Here is a 26,305-nt window from a genome sequence, read left to right as displayed (position 1 = left end):
CTATATGTTTGGCTTTTTTCTGTCAAAGCCGGGAATGTCTGCCGGAAAAATATTTCATATCCATATTTCTCCATGTTATAATATAAAAATATAAGGGGAAAATGATGGAATTTATTGAAAAGACACAAAATGATGATAAAGCCGTATTGGATATAATAAAGGGCTGGGGCTCTGATATAATTGTTGCAAGGGGCAAAATATACAGAGCACAGGATTTAAATGGAATATTAGCGTATGATAATGGAAAAATTGTCGGATTAGGACTTTACATGATAAAAAAAGATTGTGAAATAGTCTTACTGGAAACATTTATTCATAATCAGGGAATCGGAACACGCATAATTGAAAGAATAAAAGAAATTGCAAAAACAAGGAAGTGCAAAAGAGTCTGGCTGGTAACATCAAATGCTAATATTCACGCATTAGGATTTTATCAAAAAAGAGGTTTTCATATCTCAAATATATATATAAAAGCTATGGAAAAAGCACGGAAAATAAAACCGGAAATACCAAAAATGGAAGATGGAATAGAAATAAGGGATGAAATAGAATTTGAAATAGAAATATAAAAGTATATGGAGTCATTGGGATAATGAAATAACAATTATTTTGATAGTGAAAGTGTCAAAATAAGGGGCTGTCAGAATCCTCGAGAAGAAACTGAAATACAAGATAAAAGACGACAAAAAAAATTAATAGTTGAAGCGATGTTTAAGAAAGAATAATAAAGCCGCGTTTAATAAATTTTCTGTAAATATACTTTTTAAATACTGGGGCATGCCATGAAAAAAATAGTACCGGTACTATTTCTCCTTTTATCCGTAAAAGCCTTCAGCGAAGGTATGCCCGAGAAACAAGTTGAAGTAAAGTTCAGGGATTTCTCCTGGGGCACTACTATGCAAGACTTTATTGCAAAAGAAGGCATACCGTATAAAACGGAAAATCAGGATGAATTTCAGTCAATAAAATACGAAAAAATAGAAGTTTCTGGATATGAAACTACTATGATTGCAGTATTTTCTCTATCAAGACTTGTATCTGGCTCATATTCTATAAAGTGTAAAAATATGCGTGCTTTAAATACCATATTCGATGATTTGGCTTTGAAATTATCTGTTGTATATGGAACTCCAGTATCTTCCGGGAATACCGGTAAAACGAAGACGGTTCAATGGTTATACACAGACGGCTATATTACATTACTGGCAAATGAAAGAGAAAAGAAAGTTGTGTTATTATATATGTCTCCCGGTCTTTTTCACCGGGACTAATATGTTTTATGACCTATAGATTTACCCGCCTTTTTCATAGCGCGGGCAAACCGGCTTTGCAAAAAGGACTGAGTAAGGTACTTTCCCTTGTACATGAATAAGTACCCTGGTACTACCCCGAGTATACTGAGGTACTTATCAAGTATACTCCAGGTCCTTTCCGGTACTATTACCACCCGGTACCTCGGGTCCGCCTCCGATCCCTTTTTCAAGTGCGTCAGATTTTCATCCTCATCCAGCGCCTTATCAACAATAATACCGTATAAATGGGATATAATTGATCATAGTGCATTCCCCTCGCTTCTCCGCTCCGCAATCCCGCCGAAACGGCAAACCAGCTCAGGGCGCCCGGCATCAGCCCTACCCCGGGATAATCCCGCAAACTTGGACCTGTCAACGACCAGATATGTTCCAGCTGTTCCGGATCTTCCGGAAACAGTAATTCAAGTTCGCTGTCCAGTAAAATATCCTGTCCGGTTTTCGGCCGGCGGAAGGTTTCAAAATCCGGGGCATACTGAATCAGTTTGGCCCGCTTTGCTTCCGCGAATACATAGTTCAGGGTATACAGAATATTGTTTTTCTTGCTTGCGGAGTACGGCCCGATCTGCTCCCCCGCCTTATTTGTCTTGTAGAGAGATACCAGTATATCGTCCACCAGTTCCGCGGTAATGTCGGGAAAGGTCAAATGGCCCAGCCAGGGAACAAGAAACTTGTCCAGATGGTCCCGGTGGTCCCGCCGAGTGGAATCTTTTAATACTTTTCCATGCTGGGACCAGCGGTCAAGATGTTCGGCTCCGGGGCGGAACATTCCGTGCGTGAACTCGGCGAAGGTCGGCTGTAAATCGACTCCAGGCGTGTTTACAGGGCTTTGGACAGGCTTTATCTCCGGTATTTGAGTTACGTTCAGCATATCAATATACAACTGCGCATTACGCTTTAATGTCACTTTCCCGGAACCGTCAGGATTTTTACAGGCTTTTGGTATACGGTTGCCGGACTCATCATAATACCAGTAGTACCAGTAATAGACGTCTTTTCCGTTTTTTTTAAATTTCCGTTTGAATAATTTGTACATACAGCCTCCAAAATGAAAATTTTTTGTTGTCTTTCTGTTGACGTTTTTCACAGAAAGCAGGCTATATGTTTGCTTTTTCAGGTTTGGACTGATACAGCCGTGGGTAATTGGCTGCGTAAATCCTTTCAGGGCAAAAAAATAGCCGTCTATCATTGACGGCTTTTGAGGATGGGCGCTGAGGGATCGAACCCCCGACATTTTGGGTGTAAACCAAACGCTCGTACCAGCTGAGCTAAGCGCCCAATGGGATTACTATATAGAAAACGGAAAAAAAGGTCAATATATTTTTGGGTTCAGGCCAGGGGAAAAGATACTTCCCCTGGAAGTACAGAACAGCTCACTGTACGCCGAAAGATATATATCACCAAGAACCGCGACCGGCCGGTTCTTGGACCCTCAATAAATACCCCAATGTGCCGAGGCCGCCAGACTGCACAGCTCCGTCTGTAAAACTGAAGCAACCTTCCCTCGCCTCCTGTATTTCATTTTTCATTAAGAATGGAATCACTGGCAGAGCGGGATTACTATAGAAATGATAAAAAGGCGGCCTGTTTTTGCTGCATACAGATTATCAGCGGATTAAAATGCATTGTATGTTACATTATATCCGTCATATTTTATACTTATTTCTGAAATGTTGTTATGGGTAACATCAAAATACCAGCTGTCATTCCAGCTGTCGAAAACGGTAATTCTGTAAGTAGTATACAGGCTCAGCCCCGAAAGTGAAAAAGAACCTGTTCCGCCCGGAGAAACAGTATGAAAACCATACTGGTTTGTCTTTTTGTCATATACCTGTACATAGCTGAGATCCGAGGTATTCATTACAACAATATCCGTAATGGAAAACGCATAAGATGTATTTTCAACTTCCATGTCTACCGCGTTCAGTATGTCATAGAATTCTTCCCAGACTTCACAGGAAGAAAACAGGACTATTATACCTACTGCAAATAATATACGTTTTAACATGTTTCACTATCTCCCTTGATTCATCCCGGCCGGCAGCCGGTGAACCTGACGCAGCGGCTTTCAGGAATATGGAGACATTTTCCGCCGCCGCTGTATATATTGTAGCCCATTCCTGCGTATTATCCAACTTTTCCCGGTAATTTTTACTCTGTTTCCGGGTCTGCTGTAAGGCAGGGGTGGTTTGCCTGTAAAAACAGCCCTGATTCTCCCCTGTCCGTTCCCTTTCACCGGTATCGGCAAAATACCGCAGTCTTGACCTGCCAGGATATAATCCGGCGGGTTCCGCCTGCGAAACCTGTGACATTAAGATATATCTATTGATAAAAACTATGGAGTACCTGGGGTTGTAGCAAACCGGTGAAACAGACGCATATTGGTCTGATTATGCTATAATGAAAAAGCTGTTCAGGGTTTGCCTGAACAGCCGGTTCTTATTCGCTCCATGAAGAAGGTTTGGTTCCTGGTGCAGGATCGGGAATATCCAGCTTAATTGTGTAGTTGGAATATTTCGCAAGAAAAGCGTTTCTGTTGCTGACGCCAAGTTTCTTGTACAGCGAAGAAAGATTATTCTTCAGAGTACTGACTGCAATATTGTGTTCACTTGCTATGGCTTCATATTTCTTTCCGACAATAATATCCTGTAGAATCTTTGCATCCCGATATGTAAACAAAGTCGGTGAAAGGCGTAAAACAGATGTCTCTTTGGTTTTCATGATTTTTTGAAGATCCGGAAGGAAAATCATTACAAGTAAAAAGCCGATCATAAAGACTGAAAGACATTGTAAGGTAGTAGTTATTAAGGGAAGAAAGCCTTTCCTGATTTGAGAAAGAATTGCTGCAACAAGAATAAGAATTAATCCAGTAATTTTTATTTGTTTATCTTTTTCAAAGAATCCTTGTTTGAAAGCGAAGGCTACGCCAAGAAGATACATTAATACACCCGGCGCACTTCCTCGATCAACAAGATGTACAATTCCATGAAGACAACAAAAGAACGCATAAATATAAAAGCTTAGCGGTATTACAATCAAAACAACAGAAGCAATAACAGTCGAACCATAGAGTAATATTGCTGCAATGTTATTGAATAAATCTTTCGCCCATACTCCTGTTTTCTGAGTACTGAAGTATGCAAAATTTATTATCAGTACAATAATCCAAACGCAGCAAGAGAGAACAGCTGCGAAACGCCAAGCTAGTTTATATGTTGCGTCATTTACCATATAAATACTAAATCATCAAGGTTGCCCGGAACGATGGAATCCAGAATTGTGTTGGGAGATTTCTTTAATTCACGTAAAATGTCCAGTTTCATTTCTTCCGCGTTCCATGATCCATCATTTAAAGGATTATATACGCCAAGGTATTCATCCTTATCCATGCTTTTTTCGTAGCCGACAATCATAACCAGGGCAAGCTGGTGCATGCCGTGAGAGATGATTTCCTGATTTCCGCCCTTATATGAGGAAAGAAGGCGGAGCCGGGTAAAGATATCTTCATTATCAGAGGGATTGTGACCGCCGATAATGGAACCGCCCCGAAGTTCTGTCATGTACACCGCCAGGTGTCCAAGGGCCGTGCGCGCGGGTTCATCACAGCCTGCTGCAAACGGGATTGCGGCAATCAGTTTCGCAACCCTGTTCATGGAAAATGACACTTTTTCATCTTCCGTGAATCTGAATGTTTCCGCAATACAGTTGCAAAGTTCAGTCCACGACTGGTCGGTGTTGCTGGCGGCCGCAACCGACAGAGCCAATACTGAAGAATCGCTGTTTTTCATAAAAACTCCTCAACAATTAATTTTCTGAATTATAAATCCGCCAAATGTATTCGTCAAGCTAATTGTTTTATCTTACCGGGATACGATTAGCTCCCGATTAGACTCAGACAGTACCTTTCTCATGAGAAATAGTACCAAAATATTATTGTAAAAGATGAAAAAGAAAGTAGAATATTAAGTAGGATGAGGACATAACAAAAAGGAGTTTTTAAAAAAATAATCGGGCTTCTTCGCTTGACGAAGCCAGCCTTTTTGCCGGTTATTCCGGAACTACACGGAGTAACCGGCGCCCATTTAAGAATAAAAATGTAAAAAAGTTTATCTTTTAGGACAGTGGGATATGCATCCGGGCCTTCGGATGTATATCCGCATAAAATAACAGTTGACTGCTGAATGGCGGGGTCTTCCTTACCATTCAGTAAGTTCGCCGCTCACGGTTTTAAGACCGGCAGGCGGAATATCAAACGCCGAGAGAAAGGTAAGCCCGGTAAGCGTTTCAATCCGTTCAATTGTGGTGATAAAATCACGCGGGTCTGTGTATTCCTTCGGAAGGATGTTCGGTATAAGAAAAGCTATCGTCCTTACGGTCATTTCGCTGTCCTCCCTGATTATAATCTTAAAAAGAGCGTCCGGAACCGCGACCTTCTTTTCTTCCCCTGGCCAAGCCAGAGTGAGGGACTCTTATTAAAAAACACCGGCCCGCATATCACCCATACGCGTTCATATATATCGGCCCAGTCAGTACACAGATTTTCTATTTTTTTCCATATGCCGTTATTCTGCCACTGGAGCTGGGGTACGGCGTTCAGTAATGTATGGGTATTGTAAGCCGCATCCCGGCTTATCCGTTCCGCGGTGTCTTTCGGACACATATGGCCTCGGACAAAGCGGTAATCGGTTTTTACTTCTTTCAGACTATTTGCTCCGGGGACAGCATAAGACTCGTCGTCCGGGGCTATACCGGCGTTGTATAACTCCCTGTCGGTCATCCATTTAGGGCGGCCGGCAAGGGGATATTTTTTGTCCGTTTTTTTGATTTCAAAGGAAACCCATTCAGGTATACCCCACAGATCAGGCATACCGTCGCCGTTATCATCATCCTCGCTGTCAAAACTGACGGTATAGGCAGCAAAATAGAACAGTATGTCATGAGGAAGCGTTCCCCATTTATCATGTTCATAGGATTCATCGAGAATATTCGGAGCATATTGGGGAAATGCGGGAAACGCCGGAAAAACCGCGAAGAAGAAAATAGCAATATATTTTCTTCCTGACTGTTTGGGAATTTTACTGGACAGTTTGCAGTTCATTTTACGGTTATACAATAAAACCCGGTTATACGCCAGCGGCTATTCTTTTGCATTATGCCTGATAAAGGTACCGTCATTCAGTTCGTCGAAGGCGGACTCAAGCTCTTCCCGGGTATTCATAACAATAGGGCCGCCCCAGGCAACGGGTTCGTGCAGGGGTTTGCCGGAAAAAAACATAAAGCGCGACGGAGCCGTTTCCGTCGCCCGTATCCGTATAGCGTCGCCGGCATCAAAAAGAACAGCGGTTTTTTCATCCTGAGGCAGCCCGCCGACTATGGCGTCTCCTTCAATGAGAAAAACAAAAACAGTTTCATCCGGGTTTACCGGCAGCAGGAGTTCCCTGTCCGCATTAAGCGTAATGTCCAGCATTGTAGCCGGTATATGGGGCGGGTTGACGCCTTTTTTCTCCGCGTATTCCCCCGAAACGATCCTTACTGTCCCGAATTTCTCATTTATTTCAGGGATCATTTTTGCGGTAATATCAAAATAGGCAGGATGTGTCATTTTCGATTTTTTCGGCAGATTAAGCCATATCTGCAGGCCGAGCATACGGGGCGCGGCCTGGGGCATTTCCTGGTGCAAAATACCGCTTCCCGCGGTCATCCACTGGCTTTCACCCGACCGGATAACCCCGCTGTTTCCCAGACTGTCCTGGTGTTCGATTTCTCCCTGAATGAGATATGTAATGGTTTCGATTCCCCTGTGAGGATGAAGTGGAAAACCCTTTATGTAGTCTTCCGGATTATCGGAATCAAAGGAATCCAGCATCAGAAAAGGATCAAAGTCCTGTACAGTACGCAAACCCTATACCCGGACAAGATGGACACCAGCACCATCTATAGTTTTTTGTCCTTTTACGGTCTTCAGTATCTTTCTTTCGTGCATGTAAACCTCCATACCGTAAATATACATAATAAACAGAAAAAAGCATAAATGGCTCTTTTATGAATATTGAATAATATGCGTTTATTAACTTAAACGTATATTATTTCGCGGAAATGAATGGGAAGCGAGAGAATATTGAAGAAGAGTGTGGACTATATACACTTCCGGATATGCGTCACGGAAAAAACCTGTGCATTATAAACAGTTTCATATCGTTTTATGCTGTATTTTTCCGTATCGACTTTATTCTCAATGGACGGAATGGCGGGAGCGTAATAGAAGGTCCCTCCCGGTTTCAGCGAATCCAGAATAGCAAAAAAGACCTCTTCATATTTTCCGGCCATACCAGTTTGTCCGCTCAGGTGATGGATAAAATGATTTGAAAAGGCCATATGCGATACAATACTTCCCCATGAACAGCTTTGATATTCAAACTCAAGCCAGTTTTTGCACAAAAGATAGTCAGCCGCATCCGAATGAAAAAACTGGTCTATTCCTATCACGGTTTTATTATTTTTCCTCAGCTCCTTTGTAAGCAGGGCCTGTTCACCGCAGCCGATATCCAGAATCGGTTCCGCCAAAAAAGAAATCTGAAGGTGCAGTATTTTTTCCTGCAGATCCAAAGTGTATTCCGAACAGATTGCAGGAGACGGCGCAGCCGAGCCGCCTGAATGGCCCAGTATTCCAATGAGGGAATTTCTGTGCAGGCTTACAATTTTTTCAACCGGAATATGGGCACGCTCATCCGCTTTTTTTTTCAGATCAAAAACCAGTTTTTCATACAGCTTTTTTATTTCCGCATACTGATTTTCCGAGAAAATAACATATTGATTTTTGACCATACATTCCCTGAAAAACCAATTATACACAGATGCGGAAAAATACTGTAAATCCTCACGGCTGCTTATGCTCCGGAAATATGAAATACATTCCGTTATCAGGGCAACAATCCGGTTTTTCGTTTTTTCATTCCGCAAATATGATACCAGCGTCATCGTATTCTGTGCGGAGATATTATCAAAAATAAGTATAATCCGCCTCCTGTCCAATATAGCTGCTTCAAACCGGTAACCTTACCGGCCCAGCAGCAGATTAAAACTGCGGTTTCAGGAAAATTCCATAACCGCGGAAGAATCTGCATTTTCATTAAGCAGTATTATATATATGGTTCCGGGATCAATCTGTATCATTCTGGGATGCAGGACCTCGCCGTATTTTGCCGGCGTTTTGTATTCTATCCTGAACCGGTTTATTTCAAAATCGGGAGGCAGGTATTCAACTGCGATCTGTACGTAACGCGCATTGTTCATATGCCGGTTAAAATCGATATCGTGTTTTTTGACCGTGACAGAAGGAAAATTCCGGCATTCCCTGTCAGGAAGGGGTATTTTTCTGCCAAGATATTCCATAGTCACTTTTTCATCCACAACAAGATTGTCAAGAATGTCCCTGGGGACCCTTGCCGGCTTACCGTCGGACGGATTCACAAAGGCGCCGGTACTCCAGCTGACAAAACAGGGAGTATTTTTTTCATCATATACAACAGTATTCCGGTATCCCTGAAAGCCCTTACACTCATATACGCTGGTCTGGACAACCAGTCTTTCACCATAACGGGGAGTCCGTTTTACATCAACCTGCCGCGAAACAAGCATTTGCGAAAGATTATTCTCGCGGAAATACTTTTCAACCGAGGGCTCCGATTCCATCCACATTTGAGAACAGTCCTGCATCATATCGATTGCGGACACAAATTTCAATCTTCCGTCAGAATTCGTATGGCTCGCGCAAACCCGCGCCATTGTAGTGTACATAAATTAACCTCGTATTATTTTTCAATTTTTATTATTTAATGATCAGAAATTCAGTATATCATTTTTTTTTCTGAATTTCCATAGCCGGTATTGCTTTTATATGTGAAGCCGGATACCTCCTGTCCGGTCAAAAAATAATGCCAGAAATTAACGTATTAATTTCTGGCAATTTTTTAAATACAATATTTTTAATTGTCTGTTTCCAACAATTGTGCCGGCACAGATAAAACAGAAACGGGAAACAGATTATTAAAAACTGGAAAAAATACTTTTCAGGACTAAATAAGACTATATCTTAAATTTAAGATTTTATTTTCCTTCTGTCAAATTTAAAACAGCCGATATTTCAGAAAAATAATCCATGGAGAATCCGGAAGCCGGATATCACAGGTCTCTTATAGTAATATATCCGAGATCAAAAACTTCGCTGTACAGGGACTTATAGCTTTCATCATAGCCGTATGCCATAACATAAAACTGGACATACCATCTTTTGTCATTTTCATCATCCCAGTTTGTGTTGTAAGTAACATCATCATCAGAATCGTTTATTTCATCAAACTCAAACAGATTGCTTGGCAGGCCCAGGTTATCGGCGCGGAGCGCCATACCATAGTTTGCGGCACCGACAGTTATTCCATCAGGCCGTAAGTCATGATGGATCAGGCTGATCACAACATCACGGTTATTTGAGGCCGCGGGGATCAGGGGATCAAGTCCCCGTCTGTTTTCAGCCGTCAGCTTTCTGTAACTCTTTATACTAATCAGATAGTTATAGGCTGTAGCGGGATAATCTTCATTGTAATTGTTTATGGACGAAACGTCGGAAGAGCGGGCCGAGCTGTTATTGTAAATCCGGTAATATAATACAAATCCCTTAAAATAGGCTGAATTCTCAGCCTGATTGGTTTCATCCCGGGTCCTGAATGATACATAATTATATACTTCATCTACATCCGAAGGAATATTAAGCGCCTGAACTACCGGATACAGATAGATATAATTGTCTATACCGCATGAACAAAAAAACAGAAGTAAAGCCGCAAAAAAATAACCCGTTTCACTTTTTATCATCCACCAACATAACCTACAATCGCTTTACACGGATTGTATCCGGTCCGCACAACCAAAACCGGTTATTAACTATACGTAATCACAGCGCCGGCAGACAGCACATTCAACTACCTGAACGGTTTCCGGCAGAGTAAGAGCCTCAGGCAAATACAGAACCGGAAACGTTTTTTTATGTATCATCTTTTATGGTAATGTATCCGAGATTAAAAACTTCGCTGTACAGGGACTTGTAGCTTTCATCATAGCCGTATGCCATAACATAAAACTGGACATACCATTTTTTTTCGTTTTCATCATCCCATCTTGTATTATAGGAAACATCATCATCGGAATCATTTATTTCATCAAACTCAAACAAAATGCTTGGAAGACCCAGGCTGTCGGCGCGGAGCGCCTTGCCATAGCTTGTTGAACCGACCGACAGTTCAATTGGTGTAGCGTCATCATAATAGGTTAACCTGATTACAACATCCCGGTTATTTGAGGCCGCGGGGATCAGGGGATCAAGTCCCCGTCTGTTTTCAGCCGTCAGTTTTCTGTAACTCTTTGTGGTGATCAGATAGTTATAGGCTGTAGCGGGATAATCTTCATTGTAATTGTTTATGGACGAAACGTCGGAAGACCGGGTCGAGCTGTTATTGTAAATCCGGTAATATAATACAAATCCCTTAAAATAGGCTGAATTCTCAGCCTGATTGGTTTCATCCCGGGTCCTGAATGATATAAAATTATTCAGCTCATCATCAGTATTTGCCGAATGCAGCAGCAGGGTTACCGGATACAGATAGATATAATTGTCTATACCGCATGAACAAAAAAACAAAAATAAAGCTGCAAAAAAATAACCCGTTTCACTTATAATTCACCCGCCAGTTCATAAATCACAACCGGTTTGTTTTTTCCCTTTACGCGGATTGTATCCAATTCGCGGAAAACAAACTGGTCTTTTACCATTGCATATGTATATTCACTTACAATGATCATGGTTCCGTAAACCTTATTTGTTCCTTCCAGCCGGGCGCCCAGATTCACATTATCCCCCATCAGGGTATAATTCATTCTCCCTTCGGACCCCATATTGCCAACGGTCATAATACCTGTATTTAATCCGATTCCTATAGCGAGTTGTTTTTCAGGCGGCCAGGCTGCGTTCAGTTCCGCAAGTTTGACTTTCTGCATCAGGGCGCACCTGCAGGCACGGGCCGCGTGATCGGGGACTTCGAGCGGAGCTCCCCAAAAACACATAATCTCATCGCCGACGTATTTATCAAGCGTTCCGCCGGTTTCGAGAATAATATCGGTCATTGCCGACAGGTACACATTCAAGTGCTTGACCAGTTCCTGTGGAGTGAGCGTTTCTGACAGAGAAGTAAAACCCCGTATATCGGAGAAGAAAACAGTCAGCTCGCGGTCAATGCCGCCCAGTTCCGGCGGGTGATCAATCATTTGTGAAACAACATCGGGACTGACATATTTTCCGAACATTGCCCGGATTTTCCGCTTTTCCCGTTCTTCAGTTGATGAACGGTACAGGATAATTGCTACGTAGGTAAAAACCATTCCCACAAAGGGAATCGTATAATTAAACAAATAGCTGGTCCGGTCAAACAGTTCTGAACAGCCAAAGAAAAGCACGACCGCCAATACCAGAGAAACAGGAAGGGACCAGAAATTGCCTATCCGTGATGCAATAAACGCAATCAGCATTATCAACACAAAAATTGCCAGCGTGTTCAGCCAGGAAGGTATATACCGTATATAATTACCGGTAAGCATTGTATTCAGTGAATTTGCGTGAATTTCAATTCCGTACATCATCCCGAAGGGCGTCTGTTTTTCGTCATCAGCCATACCCTTATCAAAGGCGCCGACCATAACCAGCTTGTTTTTGAGCCCGCCGGTTTCCGGCCAGGTTTCAGGATCATCGGATGTGTCGCGGACATAGCCGGAATATGAACGTACCGGGAATGTTTTAACGCCATCCGCCGCAAGCGAAGACGCGGGTCCCGCAAAATTGATAAAGATAGCGCACTGATCATCAACGGGAATAATAATGGGATCACCTGACGGCCTGTTAACAGTAATCTGTTTTCCGGGCACAACCTCACAGTCATCATACGTGGCGCCCCAGTATTTTAAAGCCATTGAAAAGGTAATTGACGGAACAAAAAAATCTTCAAAAACACCGACTACTCTTGTTTCCTGCTCCGTAATCCCGTCATCAAGGTAGTAATAAAGCGGCGGGGCCGACTTATACATCTGCTTTTGCAGTTTTTCAAGGGACTTTTCCGTCAGAGGAAGTTCTATCTGATGTTCAACATTTTTTTTATCAAACCAGGCCAGGCGCTGAAAAAGGGATTCATCCACAGGGTAACCGGGTTCAAGCATTTCAACCGGAGCTTCGCCCAGCAGCACTGAATATTTTAAAACCAGGGGCTGTTTACGCACAACATTATCAATATATGCCGAGGACATATTTGCAGCCCCATAACCGCTTGCCCCGGCATTTATTTCAGGCAGGTTCGTCTGCAAACCATAATAGGGCAGGATTTTTTTCCAGTCGCCCTTTATATTGCTGACCAGCCCGATATTTTCAAAAAGGATACTCTGGCGGGCAAACATTTCTTCATCAATAACTTCGCCGAAAGAATAAAAATCCAGAATGGATTCAAGAAATACCGTGCCGGATTCCGCTATGGTTTCCGCCAGCAATTGGTCGACTTCGGGATCGGTTACTGAATTGTCAATAAAGAAAATATCAAGGAACAGAACTTTTTCACGTTCAGACGGGTCTTTTATCCTGGAAATGGTATTGATCAGATCAACATGCACAGACCGCGAAAAGGGCCACATGCCGAAGCGCTGCAGCGTTTTAAGGTCAATACCCAAAATCAGGATATCATCGGAAATATTCTCATCTGAGGCTGTATACCATGCGCCTTTCTGATCAGCGATTTTTCTGTCATCATTTTTGGTTGACAGTGAAAAATAGGTATCAAGGAGCTTTGCTTCTATGCCGGCAAAAAAACCTGAAACAGAACCGATCATGCAAAACAGCAGGGCAAAAATAAAGCCTATGATAAGACCAAAGTTCCGGGTTTTGAATAACCGCCGGTATTTATCCTTTATCATTTTCACCCTCCTGAAGCATTTCAAAATTTATCCGCGGTGATCGTTAATACCCCGCCGCTGTGCGGCGTTTTTTATAAGAAACCTATACACAAATATTAGTTTTTGCAGGTTTCATTGTATTAGACCTGAGACCAATTCCACGGGAGAACGAAATACCCCGCTGCTCTGCGGCAGGGTATTTTATCTTATTTCAAGTGCAATAATTCTTGATTCCGCAAGCAGCGCCCAATTGTCATCGGGATACTGGCTTGTTAATTTTTCATACGCAGTAATTGCATCATCATACCGCATGCGCTGTTCCTCAATTCTTCCGATATTAAAAAGCGCGCGGGATTTTATGGGAAAATTATCAAATGAAACCGCCTTGTTCAGGAAATCAACAGCCTCATCGGCGTTTCCAAGTTCATCCGCGCAGACAGCTGCGTTAAAATAGTTCAGCCCGTTGGTATAAGCCTTGCGCCGGTATGAACCCGCGGCGAGATATTTTTCTCTGGCGTTTTTCCAGTCATTCCGGGAAAAGTATACATCAGCGGCAACCATATTCGCACGGACTCCGCCGAAATTTCCCTTGTTTTTTGCCGCGATTCCGGCCAATTCTTCAAGAATAGCATCTTCTTTTAAAAGCAGATCAGTCTGATCACTGGAGGAACTTCTTATTGAATTCAAATCGGAAACAAGCTGTTCAACCCGGTCAAAGGCAGTGTTGCTTTTATTTTCCCTAACAATTACGGACACCGCAAAAACTATCAGGAAACAAACCAATACAGCAAATACTATTAAAATTATATTCCTGTATTTCGTTAAAAAATTATTGACTGCCTGATCAACAGGCTTTTTGTCTTTTACATTTTTTGGTGCACTTGTTGCCAATTTAAGCGCCATAAATTATTTCTCCTTAATTCCCAGTTCCTTTATTAATCTGGACAAATATGTCCGCTGAATATCCAAAACTTGTGAAGTTGTGGTTTGATTCCAGTCATTTTCTTCGAGAATTTTTTGAATATAATGTTTTTTAAAAACATTTAAAACGGCTTTCAGTGATTTGTCACTAAATGAGGTCCCGCGGCGTCAGGCACGGACTTGACGTTCAGGAGGAGATCTTCTTCCTGTATATACGGCGGCTTGCCTATAACACAGGCGCGTTCAATGGCGTTTTCCAGTTCACGGATATTTCCCGGCCAGGAATATGACAGAATGAGACTCATCGCTCCTTCCGAAAAACCAAGGAATTCTTTTTTTACTTCCCTGCTGAACCGTTTCATAAAAAAGTCCATAAGAGCGGGTATATCCTCGAGGCGCTGCCGGAGCGGCGGAATATAAAGCGGAAGAACGTTTAACCGGTAGTACAGATCGAGGCGGAATTTCTGTTCCTCAACAAGTTTTTCAATATCCCTGTTTGTCGCGGCAATTATGCGGACATCAACCGTTATCGGAGTGGATGAGCCGACCTTTTCAAAGGTTTTATTCTGGATTACCCGGAGCAGTTTTGACTGAAGGGACAGGGGTAAATCCCCGATTTCATCAAGAAAAATAGTACCCTTGTCAGCAACCTCAAAACGGCCTTTTCTGTCAGCGATCGCATCCGTAAAAGCTCCTTTTACATGGCCGAAAAGTTCGCTTTCCAGCAGGCCTTCAGGAATTGCGGCGCAGTTTACACGGATAAAAGGCTTTTGAACGCGGTTGCTTTTCAAGTGAATCTGTTCAGCAAACAATTCCTTTCCGACGCCGCTTTCACCCAGAATAAGAACTGAAGAATCGGACTTCGCGACACGTTCAATTATTTCAAGTTTTTCCAGTATTGCGGGACTTTTGGCAATAAGCGTGTGATATCCCCGGTCCATTGCCAACTGGTCCTGAAGAACAAAAACTTCTTCGCGGGAACGCTGAAAGTGCCAGGCATTCTGGTAAGCGATCGCTGCCTGGTTCGCCATAATTTCAAGAACTTCCAGATCTACCTGGGTATAATCAAGTCCATTTTTCTTGTTAAGGATTTCAATAACACCAAGGCATTCATTTTTGACACGCATAGGAACGGCCAGCATATTTTTTGTCGCGTAACCGGTTATATTCTGAACGGTAGGATTAAACCGAGGATCATTTGCGACATCGTTTACAATAAGGCTCCGGTTATTTTTTACAACCCAGCCCGCGATTCCGGCGTCAATCTGCACAATCAGCTTTTTGGCCTCCAATCCTTTGGGGCCAAGTGCGACTTCAAAACGCAGAAATTCCTTGCTCTGGTCAACAATAAGGATGGAAGAAGATTCACTGTCAATAAGACGCATTGCCGACTCAAGTATATGAGCCAGCAATACATTTATATCAGAATAGTTTGAATTTATTAAAGTATTGATCTCTATGAGCGTATTGAGTTTTTCTGCATCAATTGTACTTTCCTGCTTCATTAAGCCGCTCACCTAGAGACTATCAATTTGACTTATTTTTAAGAAAATCTCCCAGTGTATATGCTCCGTCGTCATTATCTTCTTCTGAAGACATATACCGTGAAATTTCTTCACGCTGTGCTTTTTTCTTGTAATCCTTTATTGAAAACGCTGCTTTCTGCTTTTCGGGACTCACTTCCACAACAACAGCCTTAATTTTATCACCGACAGCATATTTTTTGACAGCATCTTCGAATGTTTCATCACGGTTTTCAAGAAGGTTCTGTTTATTTATCAAACCCTCTATTCCGCCCGCGACTTTCAGGAATACACCGAAATCCGTAATTGAAGTTATTTCACCCTCAACGGAAGTACCCGGAGTATAGGTTTCTGCAAAAGACTGCCAGGGATCTTCAGAGAGCTGCTTTATTCCAAGCCGGATGCGGTGGGATTCGGGATCATTTTCAATCACCATCACTTCAACTTCCTGATCAACAGCAAGTTCCGCGCCGGGATGTTTCAGTTTTTTTGTCCAGGAAATGTCATCAATATGCAGGAAACCGTCAATACCGTCTTCAAGCTGAATAAAAGCGCCTGCATTGGTGAGCTTTACAACCTTTCTGGTCAGCCTGGTTCCTACAGGATATTTCTCAATTATATCCTCCCAGGGATTTTCGGTTACCTGTTTGAGTCCCAGAGATACCCGTCCGGCCTGAATGTCATAACCGAGAATCATGCATTCAACTTCCTGTCCGATTGATACCATATCGCTCGGTTTGTTTATTTTCTTTATCCAGCTGAATTCGCTGATATGGGCGAGGCCTTCGATGCCTTCTTCCAGTTCAATAAACGCGCCGAAATCAGTCAGTTTTGTAACATGTCCCTTAACAATATCATTTACATGGAATTTATCTTCAAAATGGAGCCAGGGATCTTCCGTAAAATGTTTGAGAGAAAGATTTATTCTTTTTTCAGCGGGATCGAGGCGGATTACTTTAAGGGTAATTTCCTGTCCTTTTTTTACAAAATCCTTCGGCTTGGTAACATGGCCCCAGCTCATATCATTTATATGAAGCAGGCCATCAAATCCGCCGAGATCGATAAAAGCCCCGAAGCTGGTAAAGCTTTTAACAATACCGGTAACGGAATCACCTATCTTTATATTATTGAAAAAATCCTCGCGGTTTTTTTCAGTCTGTTCTTCAAGATATTTGCGGCGGTTTACCACCACATTTACTTTGTTGTCGGAATATAACCGCTCAACGTAGAAAAAGCTTTTTGTTCCTACAAGTTTTTCGGGTTTTTCAACTTTCTGACTGTCGGACTGGCTTATAGGAAGGAAGGCACGCACACCTGCGCCCATATTTACCTCATAACCGCCTTTAACGGTCTTTTCGATAAGTCCTTCAATAGGTGTTTTATCCTGAAAAGCCTGACGCAGGTTCTTCCAGAAAACCTTGACATCCGCTTTTTGCTTGGAAACAATAACCTCTCCGTGCTTGTTTTCCTTTTTTCAAGGATAACACTGACGGTGTCACCGACCTTGGGTAGCTCTGAAAATTCCGAAACCGGTATTTTCCCTTCTGACTTGTACCCGACATCGACGAAAACCTGGTCGTTTGTTACCTGAATAACAACGCCGTCTACAAGCTGTCCTTCTTCGAGAGATTGAAACGACTTGAGGTACTCCTCCTGTAATCGTGTCTGCTGGATGTCTTCCCCGGAGTCCTTTGATGCATCCTGTGCCACTTCCATCTGATCCATAACCAACCCTTTTATTGAATTTTGCTTAGTATCATGTCACAAACCTGCTTTATGGTCAAGTCCGATGTATCCAAATAGACCGCATCGGGCGCAATTTTAAGACTTCCTTCCTTTTTATTGCGGTCAATTTGATCGCGGGCGGCTATTGTCTCTTCTATTTCCGCCAGAGACATACTGCTGGTCCCCTGATCAAACCTCCGTTTTGCCCTGGCCTGTACTGACGCATCAAGGAAAAACTTGTAATCGGCGGTTGGAAAGACAACAGTTGTCATATCCCGGCCCTCACAGACAAGGCTGAGGTTTGCGGCTATTTCCCGTATTTTATCATTTACAATATGCCGTACTTCAACAATTGCGGACAGTGGAGCTACAATTGCCTCTACAGCATCCGAGCGGAGATAACGCTCGACATCTTCATCGCCAATATATAAGCTGCCGTTGATATAATCCAGCGGAACTGTTGCGGAAAAAGCGGTTATGGCTTCTTCGTCCTGCAAATCGGGAGCAGCACTCCCCGACCCGTCAGCAGCGCCGCCCAGGGAACGCAATAGCGCAAGAGTAACGCCGCGGTAAAAACTCCCGGTATTCATAAACACAATTCCGAGTTTTTCCGCGATCATCTTTGCTATCGTGCTTTTCCCCGATCCGGCAGGACCGTCAATTGCAATAACCATGGTATACTCCATTAATTTAAGCTTCTGATGTTAATTCTTTACATCAGAAGCACTTACAATCGAAAATAGCCAGATAATTAAGATTATTTGGCTATACATACCTCTTTTAGCAAAAGGAATTTATATCGTTATTATTCCGGTTTTTCAGTTAAAATCCTGATTTCATCGGCTGATAATTCGCGGAATTCACCCGGATTCAAATCGCCAAGCGTGACCGGGCCGATCCGTATTCTTTCAAGTTTTTTTACCCTGAATCCGAAATGTTCAATTACCCGGCGGATTTCCCTGTTTTTTCCTTCAGTAAGAACAATTCTCAGCTTTCTTGAGGAAAGCCGTTCAGCCTCCCTGCATTTATAAAAAACACTATCTATTCTGATGCCTTTTTTAAATGAAGCGATCAATTCATCCGTATAAGGCAGGCTTGTTTCGGCAATATATTCCTTTTCTATCTCGGATGAAGGGTGTCCGACAATTGCGGAAAAACTACCGTCATTGGTAAAAAGCAGGGCGCCGGATGAATACATATCGAGTCTGCCGACATTATAGAGGCGTTCGGAGTAATTTTTTTTAAGAAGGTCAGCGGCAACGCCCCGTCCCTTTTCATCTGAAAGAGAAGATACGTACCCTGACGGTTTATATAAAAGAATATACCTTTTCTGCTCTTCAGGGCTCACTGGAGTTCCGTCAAGGCAGACTGTATCACCCTCGTTTACCCGGACCCCCATCTCTGTAATAACCCTGCCGTTAACCGAGATTCTTCCGGAGGCAATTAACTGTTCAGAGGTCCTGCGCGAAGCAATACCGGCGTGGGCAAGATACTTCTGCAGCCGGATTCCTATGCGGATTTCCTGTCCGTCGGTGTTATCTTGCAAGTTCGAATCTGTCACTTTCCGTTTCATCCAGTTTGGGAAGATCTGAAATACTGTTCAGCCTGAATACCTTGAGAAATTCCTTTGTTGTCCCGAACTGGACCGGCTTTCCGGGAATATCTTTCTTTCCGACTTCTTTTATCAGGTTCTTTTCACTTAAAAGCCTGATCATATTATCCGCGGAAACCCCGCGAATGGCCTCGATTTCCGCACGGGTAATCGGCTGGGAATAAGCGATAATGGAAAGCGTTTCCATTGCGGCACGGGAAAGGCGGTTTTCATTTTTTCTGCCATAACGCTCCTTCAGGTTTTCCCAGAATTCTTCTTTCGGGCTGAAGGTCCAGCCGCCTGAAATCTGGATCAGCTCAATTCCGTGCATTTCATTTGAATGCCGTTCCTGAAGTTTCTTCAGGACTTCGTCAACCAGTTCTTTTGAAAATCCGGTAATCCGGACAATAGAAGCCGCATCTATCGGTTCTGATTCAAGAAATAATATAGCTTCAACAAGGGCCGCTTCCTTTTCCATTGAATACTCCATATCTCCGCTCTCGGTGTAATTTTTTGCTATATTATGGAATTTTTCAATCCCGGGTTATTTAACCCCTGTCATATAGTAACTGTTATTCTACAGATATTTCCATATCATTGATAGATTTTTTTTCCCAAAGTTTTATTTTTATGTCTCCGAACATTCTGTTTTGCCAGATACTTGCCATCCGGAATTTTACTGCTTCAAGAATCGCCATAAAGGCGCAAACCACATCCATTATATTTCCCTTTCTGACAATCAGATCAGTAAACAAACATTCTCCTTTCCGTTCAAGGAGCTCGTTTAAAAGGGTGATTTTTTCATTTATGGTTACTTCTTCGTACATATCAAGTATTTTCTCTGAATTATATGTTGAAATCAGATTGGAAAATGTTTTGAGAAGATCCCATGTATCGACTTTTTCCCAGAGCTCATCATCCGAAAAAGGCAGGGCAGGCTGGATTTTTTTCCGTTCAAAAATCCATTCAGCCTCGCCTTCTTTCTGCTCCATTAATTCGGAAAGCTTTTTGTACTTTTGATATTCAATCAGTTTATCTATCAGTTCCCTGCGAGGATCATCAATATCTTCATCATCCGCAGCAATTTCCACGGGCAAAAGCATTCTGCTTTTAATATAAATAAGAGTGGCCGCCATTGCGTAAAAATCGGTCAGACTTTCAAGGTCGGTTGACAGAGCATAATCAAGATATTCCAGATATTGTTCGGTAATGCTCGCAATAGGTATATCATAAATATTTACTTCATTTTTTCTGATGAGAAAAAGAAGTAAATCCAGAGGGCCTTCAAAATCCTTTATTCTGAAAGTACTTCCCGGTTCTGCGGCCTGATCAATTGTATCAATTTCCATAATAGACTCCATGGAGTTTTGTTTACCGGCAACTGGCAGGCCCGAAGGTCTTGTCACATGGTATGACAAAACAAACTGCCGGCCATTGTTACGCCCTGGTCAGGAAGGCTTTCCAGAATAATCCGGAAAGGTTCCCCGCTTACAGGATCGGCAGCTTCGGGATATATCTCAAGAAGCGGTATCAATACAAATTGACGTTTTTTCATTCTTTCATGGGGTATAATCAGATCAGTCTGCCGGATTACCGCGTTTCCGAAAAGAATGATATCAATGTCCAAGGTTCGCGGGCCGTAACGTTTTTCGGTATTACGGTCCCGCCCCAGTCCGGTTTCTATACCCTGTATTTTTCTGAGCAGTATATCCGCTGTTTCTGCGAAACAGCCCCTGACGGCAAGGTTCAGAAAATCAGGCTGGTCAGGACAATCCTGGGGAACCGTTTTATACACTGACGATATGTTCAGTCCGGTCAAAAAGGCCCCTATCAGGGAAACCGCCTCTTTCAGTATCCCCGGGGAGTCTCCGCAATTGGAACCGAGGGATAAAACAGTATCAACAGGCGGTTTCTCGATCAAAACAATCCTTCGTCCGGAGCTGCCGCGGTTTTCTTTGGAGCTTCAGGCTGTTCAGTAACGCTGTTTTTAACAGCTGTTTTCGCCGCCGCAGTCTCTTCCGCGTTTGCATATTTAAGTTTCTGCCCCGGGAACAGCTTTTCACGCAGCTGTTTTTCGATAGATACCTTTAATTCAGGATTTGCGTCAAGGAAAGTAATCGCATTTTCCCTGCCCTGGCCTATTTTTTCTTCGCCGATGGAATACCACGCGCCTTTTTTGTCAATAATTTCATGTTTTGCAGCCGCATCGAGGAGGCTTGCGGTCGGGGAAATGCCCTTGCCGAAAATTATATCCAGCTCAACCTTTCTGAACGGGGGAGCGACTTTGTTTTTAACTACCTTGACCCGCACCCGGTTTCCGATGGCGTTTTCTTCACCCTTGTCAATTGTTTCAAATTTGCGGACCTCAAGGCGGACCGATGCGTAGAATTTCAGGGCATTGCCGCCGGTTGTTGTTTCCGGGTTTCCGAACATAATACCTATTTTCATACGTATCTGGTTAATAAAAACAATAATGCATTTTGACTTGCCCAGGATTCCGGTAAGCTTCCGCAGGGCCTGGCTCATCAGACGGGCCTGGAGGCCCATATGGGAGTCGCCCATGTCCCCTTCAATTTCAGCCTGGGGCGTAAGAGCGGCGACGGAGTCAATGACTATTATGTCAACCGCACCGGAGCGTACCAGACTTTCAGCAATTTCGAGGGCCTGTTCGCCTGTATCCGGCTGGGAAACCCATAATTCGTCAATATTTACACCGAGATTCTTTGCATACTGGGGATCCAGGGCGTGTTCCGCATCAATAAAAGCCGCAATCCCGCCCAGTTTCTGGGCTTCGGCGACCGCATGCAGGGCCAGCGTTGTCTTTCCGGAAGACTCAGGCCCGTATATTTCTATAACGCGGCCGCGCGGATATCCGCCGATTCCGAGCGCTTCATCAAGAAGTATGCTTCCGGAAGGGACCACTTCAATTCCCGCCGTATCGGCGCTTGTTCCCAGTTTCATGAGGGATCCCTGGCCGAACTGTTTTTCGATTTGCAGACGGGCTACTTCAAGAGCCTTGAGCTTATCACTCATGTCCGCATTTGATTTTGATTCTGCTGCCACTTTCGCCACCTTTTCCTCCCAATACCCTAATAATATATTTTTATAGGTGCGATTTCAGTTTTTGCCAAATTTCAGTTATTGAAAAATATTTTTTTACCTGAAACAGGAAAAATCAGTATCTACAATGATACAACAAAACTGTATTAATTGCCAGACAGAAAAATACGTATTGCATGCAATTTTCCGGGAAAAGTATAAAATCCCCCCCGCCGCAGAGCAGGGCAGACCTTCGGTCTGGGGTATTCGCAGGTCGCGGAAGCGACCGCTAAATCAGTACCTTACAGAACCAGCCGCAGGCTGATTAAACCCTCGCCTCGAATAAAAAGTGTGCGCGGAAATTATGTTCAGGGAATTACATTGAACGGGGTCTTCCGGTCTGAAAAATACTGCCGCCCTTCAGGGCCGGTTTACCGTTTTCCAGAGTAAGCTGCCCAAGAACTTCGAGAGGTTTGTCAGGATCAACCTCAAGGACTGTATTGAAATGAACCGGAACTATTCCTTCAAGACGCTGGCGGGTATCATAACCGACAAGCAGATCGAAATCCACCGTATTATCGGTCCTGCGTATGTTAGTTGCCATACCCTTCCATACGACCCAGCAGTCAAGATACAGATTCGGGTCAACATTGACTTCCGCGTAACTGTAACTGTCTCTTATCGTGTCAAATCCGGGTTCGCCCAGATATTCCATGAGGAGCCGGGCCTTGCGGCGGATTTCAGCGGAGGCGTTTGAGTATAAAAGGCGGTTTATTTCCACCTGGGCTGCATTGTCCCGGTATTCCTGAAACAGCCGCTGTACTTTTGCATAGGCTTGCAGAACCTCGCTTTCAGTCATAATATAGCGGTAGGTTCCGCCGAGTTCAACCGGGGCTTTCCTGTCGTCGGAATTAAGCTCAAAGGCGGACAAATCGGCGCGTTCCTGGGAAGGACTGTTATTTTTGGCTATAAAGGCAAAAACAACAACGGCGGCGGCAACAAGCAGACAGCAGCCAAGAACAGCCGGAACAGAAACGGAGCGCTTTACTTTTGGGCGGGGATAAAAACGGCGTATTTTCCCTGTTTCAATTAACTCACTGATTGTATCCTCATCCCCATTTTTACGGATAAATTCAAGCGATTTTTTTGCCAGCCGGTGGGAAGGCGCGTATTGCAGGGCTTCAAGATAATATTCAACAGCCTGACTGGTCTTCCTCTGCCGCAGATACAGGGCAGCCTGTGCAGTCAAAAGATCGGGATCACGGAGGCGTATTCTTCTGGCCCGCTCAAAATATGAGGCGGCCCCGCCCGCATCTCCCGTGTGCAGGCAGGCAAGACCGAGATACAAATAAAACTGAAATGAATCCTTGTACTGATCGTCATCTGAATCAAGCGCATAGGGTTCAAGCAGAGTTATAACATCACTGTATCTTTTTCCGGAAAAGGCCTGTTTTGCCTTTTCCAGCGCAGTCTTTCCCATTACAGTATGTTACTCCTGTGTCTGTTCAAGCAAAAAGTCCAGAGCTTCATTTAACTGAACCAGTTCTTCATCTGTCGCTGACTCAGGATTTGCTTCTATTTCCTCAATCCGTTCAAAAAGTCTGAGGATCGCCTGCTGTCTTTCCCAAACAGTAAACGAGAGCATTTCAGCTTCGGTATATACATACTCGGAATCCGCCAGCCGGTCCGTTTCCGCCGCCGAGCCGGGAACATATCCGGGAATAAGAGATGGGGTGTAAGGCCCTATAATCAGCTCCGTAATCATTTTGCGGTTCGCGGCAAGTTTTCTTTCCGGCCAGACTATTAAAACTGCCGAATCGTTTATTGAATATTGGGTATTAAAAGAACGCCCCTCAACAAATTCGGGCAGCCAGGAATGAGTATTAAGGCGGTTCCAGTTTGCAACATACATGCTTTCGTGCCGGTTCGGAACGGACTCGCCCAGTAAAAACATCAGGGAATTGGTTTTATTCTGAGAAACAAGAACCTTGTCGGGGTTTACACCGGCAACAAATTTTGTCTCTGTGGAGACCCGGTTGCGCAAATCGGTTGAAAAATGGATCCCCTGGTTTTCCCCCAGAATTGTATCATAAAGGGCTTTTACGGCAAAAGTTCCGACCTTTCCTGAAGTATTTTCTACTCTGGTTTCAATGCGGACAGCGGCGGGAATAGCCGTTTCAGGATCATTGACAAATGAAAATTCCTGTTCAACCTGGAAATCATCGGAAGGAGTAAAAATGAATTTTGCCCCTGTCTCGGTGACTTCTATTTCTACCGGCCGGAACGGTTTCTTTTCAAGTTTGAAAATTCTGCCGTTTGAATTTACGGAATACCAGTTTGTAATACCGTCATTCCGGTCCTCATACAGAGGTTCGTATCTGTTTTTTCCCACATCCGACAAGTGGTACAGGGAAAAAGTTCCGGTTTTGGGATATAAAACCAGCTTCAGCTTACCGCCGACCAATTCAACTGATTCAGCGAACAGCAATGAACTGCAGCATAAAAGGACACATAATCCGAATGTTATTATTTTTTTCACTGATTCCCTCCAGTCAGTAACTCATCATACACATGCTGTAAGGCCTGCGCCTTATTGCGTAAAGCCTCGAGTGCGAGCCGTCTTTTATCAGGATCCGGAGAATTTATATTCTGCGAAACATCGGGAGTAGTTGCGGTAGCCGGGACATGAGTGCCTGTTCTGGCAAGCGAAGAAACCAGTTCGGCATTCTGTATTTCCAAGGTGGATATTTTGTCCTGCAGCAGGGCTGTCCTTCCCTTCTCGTCAGCAAGCTGTTTTTCAAGTTCCCCGAGACGGGTATCCTTTATCATATCCGAGATACGTTTTTGGTAGGCGGTTATCGCCTGTTCATAGGTTTTTTCACGCCTCTGGTAGTCTTCAATAACCCGCAGAGACTCTTCATGGCTCATTTTCAGCAGCTTCAGGAGTTCTTCTTCCTTGTCTTTCTGGTCGATCAGGGAAATGCGGTACAGGGAGGCTTCCCTCTTAACAGCCTGAGGATAGGAGTCGGTCACTACCAAAAAGATGTTTCTAGCCTCATCAAACCGGCCTACCGCATAAAGACTTTCTCCGATCCAGTAATAGGCGGAAGAAATCATGGGGTGCGACGGCCAGGTGCTTATAAACTGATACAGTGTTTTGATTGAATCATCGTACTGCCGCAGCAAAAACTGGACACGCCCCTTTTGATAGCGGGTATCGGGAATACGGGCGTCCGCGGGGAATGAAATATTAAACCGTTCTATATCGGCGAGCGCGCGGGAGTATTCCTCAGCCGACAGTTCCGCCATTATCAGCCAGTACCAGGGTTCCGCGCCCGCTCCCGGTTCCGAGGCGGCCTTCCGGAAAGAAAGGATGGCTGTTGACCAGTCGGAACGCGCGTAGGCGTCAAGTCCCGTCATTAACGGGTCCTGGGCGGATAGGGTCAAAACAGCCGACAGTATCAGCAAAAAACACACCTGTTTCTTCATAAGAATCTCCATAACGGATAACGCAGCCTGTATCGGGTCTGTATCAGATTGTCAATTCTCCGGTAAAAAATGCGGAACCTGATACAACCGCTTCTGCCCCCGCTTCAAGTACCTCGGGAAGTGTTTGAGAATTAACGCCTCCGTCTAATGATACTATATATGAATAATCGGCTTCCCGCTTGATTTTTTTAATTTATGTACCTTTTCAAGGCAAAAATTGATCATTTTTTGCCCGCTGAAGCCCGGATTAACGCTCATAACCAGCACAAGGTCAACAATAGGGAGTATTTCCTCAATTGCGGAAACCGGAGTGGAAGGAACCAGACTTATTCCCGCCTTCATTCCGGCTTCCTTAATCGCGGTAATAATCCGGTGGGCATGGACCGCGGCCTCGATATGAAAGGTAAGATAATCGGCCCCTGCGTCGGCAAAGGGGGCAATATGCTCTGCCGGATTTGACACCATAAGATGAACATCAAAAGGAAGATTTGTCCGGGAACGGAGCCCCTTAACAACAGGAGCCCCTATTGTTAAATTGGGCACAAAATGACCATCCATAACATCAATATGGACCCAATCGCCGTTTTTTTCTTCTATTTTCTTCAGGGCCGCTCCCAAATCGGAAAAATCGGCGCTGATAATTGACGGACACAGTAAAAAGACTTTGACATAATTGTATAGTAGCAAACTCATGCAAAGCTGTAAATACGACCTATTAATTGACT

General features: G+C 43.8%; 23 protein-coding genes, 1 tRNA gene and 3 pseudogenes. 2 read left to right on the top strand and 25 right to left on the bottom strand.

Annotated elements, in window-relative coordinates:
- Positions 1 to 101 precede the first annotated feature (101 nt).
- The gene (locus K7I13_RS00785) at positions 102 to 569 is read left to right on the top strand and encodes a GNAT family N-acetyltransferase (RefSeq protein WP_255947220.1); all 468 of its coding nucleotides are present in this window, start codon (positions 102 to 104) and stop codon (positions 567 to 569) included.
- A 213-nt stretch (positions 570 to 782) separates the two neighbouring features.
- Positions 783 to 1,271: a hypothetical protein gene (locus K7I13_RS00780; protein WP_255947219.1), complete on the top strand. Its 489-nt coding sequence runs from the start codon at positions 783 to 785 to the stop codon at positions 1,269 to 1,271.
- A 217-nt stretch (positions 1,272 to 1,488) separates the two neighbouring features.
- Here the strand turns inward: K7I13_RS00780 and K7I13_RS00775 are convergent, their stop codons facing one another.
- The 25 genes and pseudogenes from K7I13_RS00775 to rpe all read right to left on the bottom strand — a co-directional run bounded on the left by K7I13_RS00775 (position 1,489) and on the right by rpe (position 26,273).
- Complete coding sequence (locus K7I13_RS00775) at positions 1,489 to 2,346, bottom strand: site-specific integrase (protein WP_255947218.1); 858 nt, start codon at positions 2,344 to 2,346, stop codon at positions 1,489 to 1,491.
- A 169-nt stretch (positions 2,347 to 2,515) separates the two neighbouring features.
- A tRNA-Val gene (locus tag K7I13_RS00770) sits at positions 2,516 to 2,588 on the bottom strand.
- 337 nt (positions 2,589 to 2,925) lie between these two features.
- Positions 2,926 to 3,318, bottom strand: coding sequence for a hypothetical protein (locus K7I13_RS00765; protein ID WP_255947217.1), 393 nt, complete (start codon positions 3,316 to 3,318; stop codon positions 2,926 to 2,928).
- A gap of 431 nt (positions 3,319 to 3,749) precedes the next feature.
- A complete protein-coding gene (locus K7I13_RS00760; protein ID WP_255947216.1) occupies positions 3,750 to 4,541 on the bottom strand; it encodes a helix-turn-helix transcriptional regulator in 792 nt (263 codons plus the stop codon).
- A complete protein-coding gene (locus K7I13_RS00755) occupies positions 4,535 to 5,098 on the bottom strand; it encodes a hypothetical protein (protein WP_255947215.1) in 564 nt (187 codons plus the stop codon). Before K7I13_RS00755 ends, K7I13_RS00760 begins: the two co-directional genes overlap by 7 nt.
- 408 nt (positions 5,099 to 5,506) lie before the next feature.
- A complete protein-coding gene (locus tag K7I13_RS00750; RefSeq protein WP_255949384.1) occupies positions 5,507 to 5,707 on the bottom strand; it encodes a hypothetical protein in 201 nt (66 codons plus the stop codon).
- On the bottom strand, positions 5,707 to 6,408 hold the full coding sequence (locus tag K7I13_RS00745) for a DNA/RNA non-specific endonuclease (protein ID WP_255947214.1): 702 nt from the start codon (positions 6,406 to 6,408) through the stop codon (positions 5,707 to 5,709). Before K7I13_RS00745 ends, K7I13_RS00750 begins: the two co-directional genes overlap by 1 nt.
- 39 nt (positions 6,409 to 6,447) lie before the next feature.
- Positions 6,448 to 7,209 carry a pirin family protein gene (locus K7I13_RS00740; RefSeq protein ID WP_255947213.1) on the bottom strand — a complete coding sequence of 254 codons (762 nt, stop codon included), beginning with the start codon at positions 7,207 to 7,209 and terminating at the stop codon, positions 6,448 to 6,450.
- Positions 7,210 to 7,445: 236 nt separating this feature from the next.
- Positions 7,446 to 8,288, bottom strand: a complete 843-nt coding sequence (locus K7I13_RS00735; RefSeq protein WP_255947212.1) for a class I SAM-dependent methyltransferase — start codon at positions 8,286 to 8,288, stop codon at positions 7,446 to 7,448.
- Positions 8,289 to 8,399: 111 nt separating this feature from the next.
- On the bottom strand, positions 8,400 to 9,107 hold the full coding sequence (locus tag K7I13_RS00730) for an acyl-[acyl-carrier-protein] thioesterase (RefSeq protein WP_255947211.1): 708 nt from the start codon (positions 9,105 to 9,107) through the stop codon (positions 8,400 to 8,402).
- A 384-nt stretch (positions 9,108 to 9,491) separates the two neighbouring features.
- On the bottom strand, positions 9,492 to 10,181 hold the full coding sequence (locus K7I13_RS00725; RefSeq protein ID WP_255947210.1) for a hypothetical protein: 690 nt from the start codon (positions 10,179 to 10,181) through the stop codon (positions 9,492 to 9,494).
- Positions 10,182 to 10,350: 169 nt separating this feature from the next.
- Positions 10,351 to 11,004, bottom strand: coding sequence for a hypothetical protein (locus K7I13_RS00720; protein WP_255947209.1), 654 nt, complete (start codon positions 11,002 to 11,004; stop codon positions 10,351 to 10,353).
- Positions 11,005 to 11,036: 32 nt separating this feature from the next.
- Positions 11,037 to 13,313, bottom strand: a complete 2,277-nt coding sequence (locus tag K7I13_RS00715) for an adenylate/guanylate cyclase domain-containing protein (protein WP_255947208.1) — start codon at positions 13,311 to 13,313, stop codon at positions 11,037 to 11,039.
- Between the two features lie 180 nt (positions 13,314 to 13,493).
- Positions 13,494 to 14,195 carry a tetratricopeptide repeat protein gene (locus tag K7I13_RS00710; protein WP_255947207.1) on the bottom strand — a complete coding sequence of 234 codons (702 nt, stop codon included), beginning with the start codon at positions 14,193 to 14,195 and terminating at the stop codon, positions 13,494 to 13,496.
- A 3-nt stretch (positions 14,196 to 14,198) separates the two neighbouring features.
- Positions 14,199 to 15,718, bottom strand: a pseudogene (locus K7I13_RS00705) (sigma-54-dependent Fis family transcriptional regulator).
- A 22-nt stretch (positions 15,719 to 15,740) separates the two neighbouring features.
- Positions 15,741 to 18,135: pseudogene (gene rpsA / locus K7I13_RS00700) on the bottom strand (30S ribosomal protein S1).
- Positions 18,136 to 18,266: 131 nt separating this feature from the next.
- Entirely contained in the window at positions 18,267 to 19,007 is a 741-nt protein-coding gene (locus K7I13_RS00695) for a pseudouridine synthase (protein WP_439647453.1), read from the bottom strand.
- Positions 18,997 to 19,542: an SMC-Scp complex subunit ScpB gene (gene scpB / locus K7I13_RS00690; RefSeq protein ID WP_255947205.1), complete on the bottom strand. Its 546-nt coding sequence runs from the start codon at positions 19,540 to 19,542 to the stop codon at positions 18,997 to 18,999. The genes K7I13_RS00695 and scpB overlap by 11 nt, the downstream gene beginning before the upstream one ends.
- Before the next feature lie 82 nt (positions 19,543 to 19,624).
- A complete protein-coding gene (locus tag K7I13_RS00685) occupies positions 19,625 to 20,401 on the bottom strand; it encodes a segregation and condensation protein A (RefSeq protein ID WP_255947203.1) in 777 nt (258 codons plus the stop codon).
- 53 nt (positions 20,402 to 20,454) lie between these two features.
- Entirely contained in the window at positions 20,455 to 20,973 is a 519-nt protein-coding gene (gene folK, locus K7I13_RS00680; protein WP_255947200.1) for a 2-amino-4-hydroxy-6-hydroxymethyldihydropteridine diphosphokinase, read from the bottom strand.
- Positions 20,970 to 22,085 (bottom strand): recombinase RecA, encoded by a 1,116-nt coding sequence (gene recA, locus K7I13_RS00675; RefSeq protein WP_255949380.1) that lies wholly within the window; start codon positions 22,083 to 22,085, stop codon positions 20,970 to 20,972. The genes folK and recA overlap by 4 nt, the downstream gene beginning before the upstream one ends.
- 382 nt (positions 22,086 to 22,467) lie before the next feature.
- A complete protein-coding gene (locus K7I13_RS00670) occupies positions 22,468 to 23,571 on the bottom strand; it encodes a tetratricopeptide repeat protein (RefSeq protein WP_255947198.1) in 1,104 nt (367 codons plus the stop codon).
- A 9-nt stretch (positions 23,572 to 23,580) separates the two neighbouring features.
- Positions 23,581 to 24,630: a hypothetical protein gene (locus K7I13_RS00665; RefSeq protein WP_255947196.1), complete on the bottom strand. Its 1,050-nt coding sequence runs from the start codon at positions 24,628 to 24,630 to the stop codon at positions 23,581 to 23,583.
- Positions 24,627 to 25,580 (bottom strand): tetratricopeptide repeat protein, encoded by a 954-nt coding sequence (locus K7I13_RS00660; protein WP_255947194.1) that lies wholly within the window; start codon positions 25,578 to 25,580, stop codon positions 24,627 to 24,629. The genes K7I13_RS00665 and K7I13_RS00660 overlap by 4 nt, the downstream gene beginning before the upstream one ends.
- 43 nt (positions 25,581 to 25,623) lie before the next feature.
- Positions 25,624 to 26,273 (bottom strand): annotated as a pseudogene (gene rpe / locus K7I13_RS00655) (ribulose-phosphate 3-epimerase).
- Positions 26,274 to 26,305: the final 32 nt, after the last annotated feature.

Source organism: Brucepastera parasyntrophica, assembly GCF_022376835.1.
Classification (GTDB): domain Bacteria; phylum Spirochaetota; class Spirochaetia; order Treponematales; family Treponemataceae; genus Brucepastera; species Brucepastera parasyntrophica.
The sequence above is the reverse complement of the archived record's forward strand: the minus strand, read 5'-3'. Positions and strand labels throughout refer to the sequence as shown.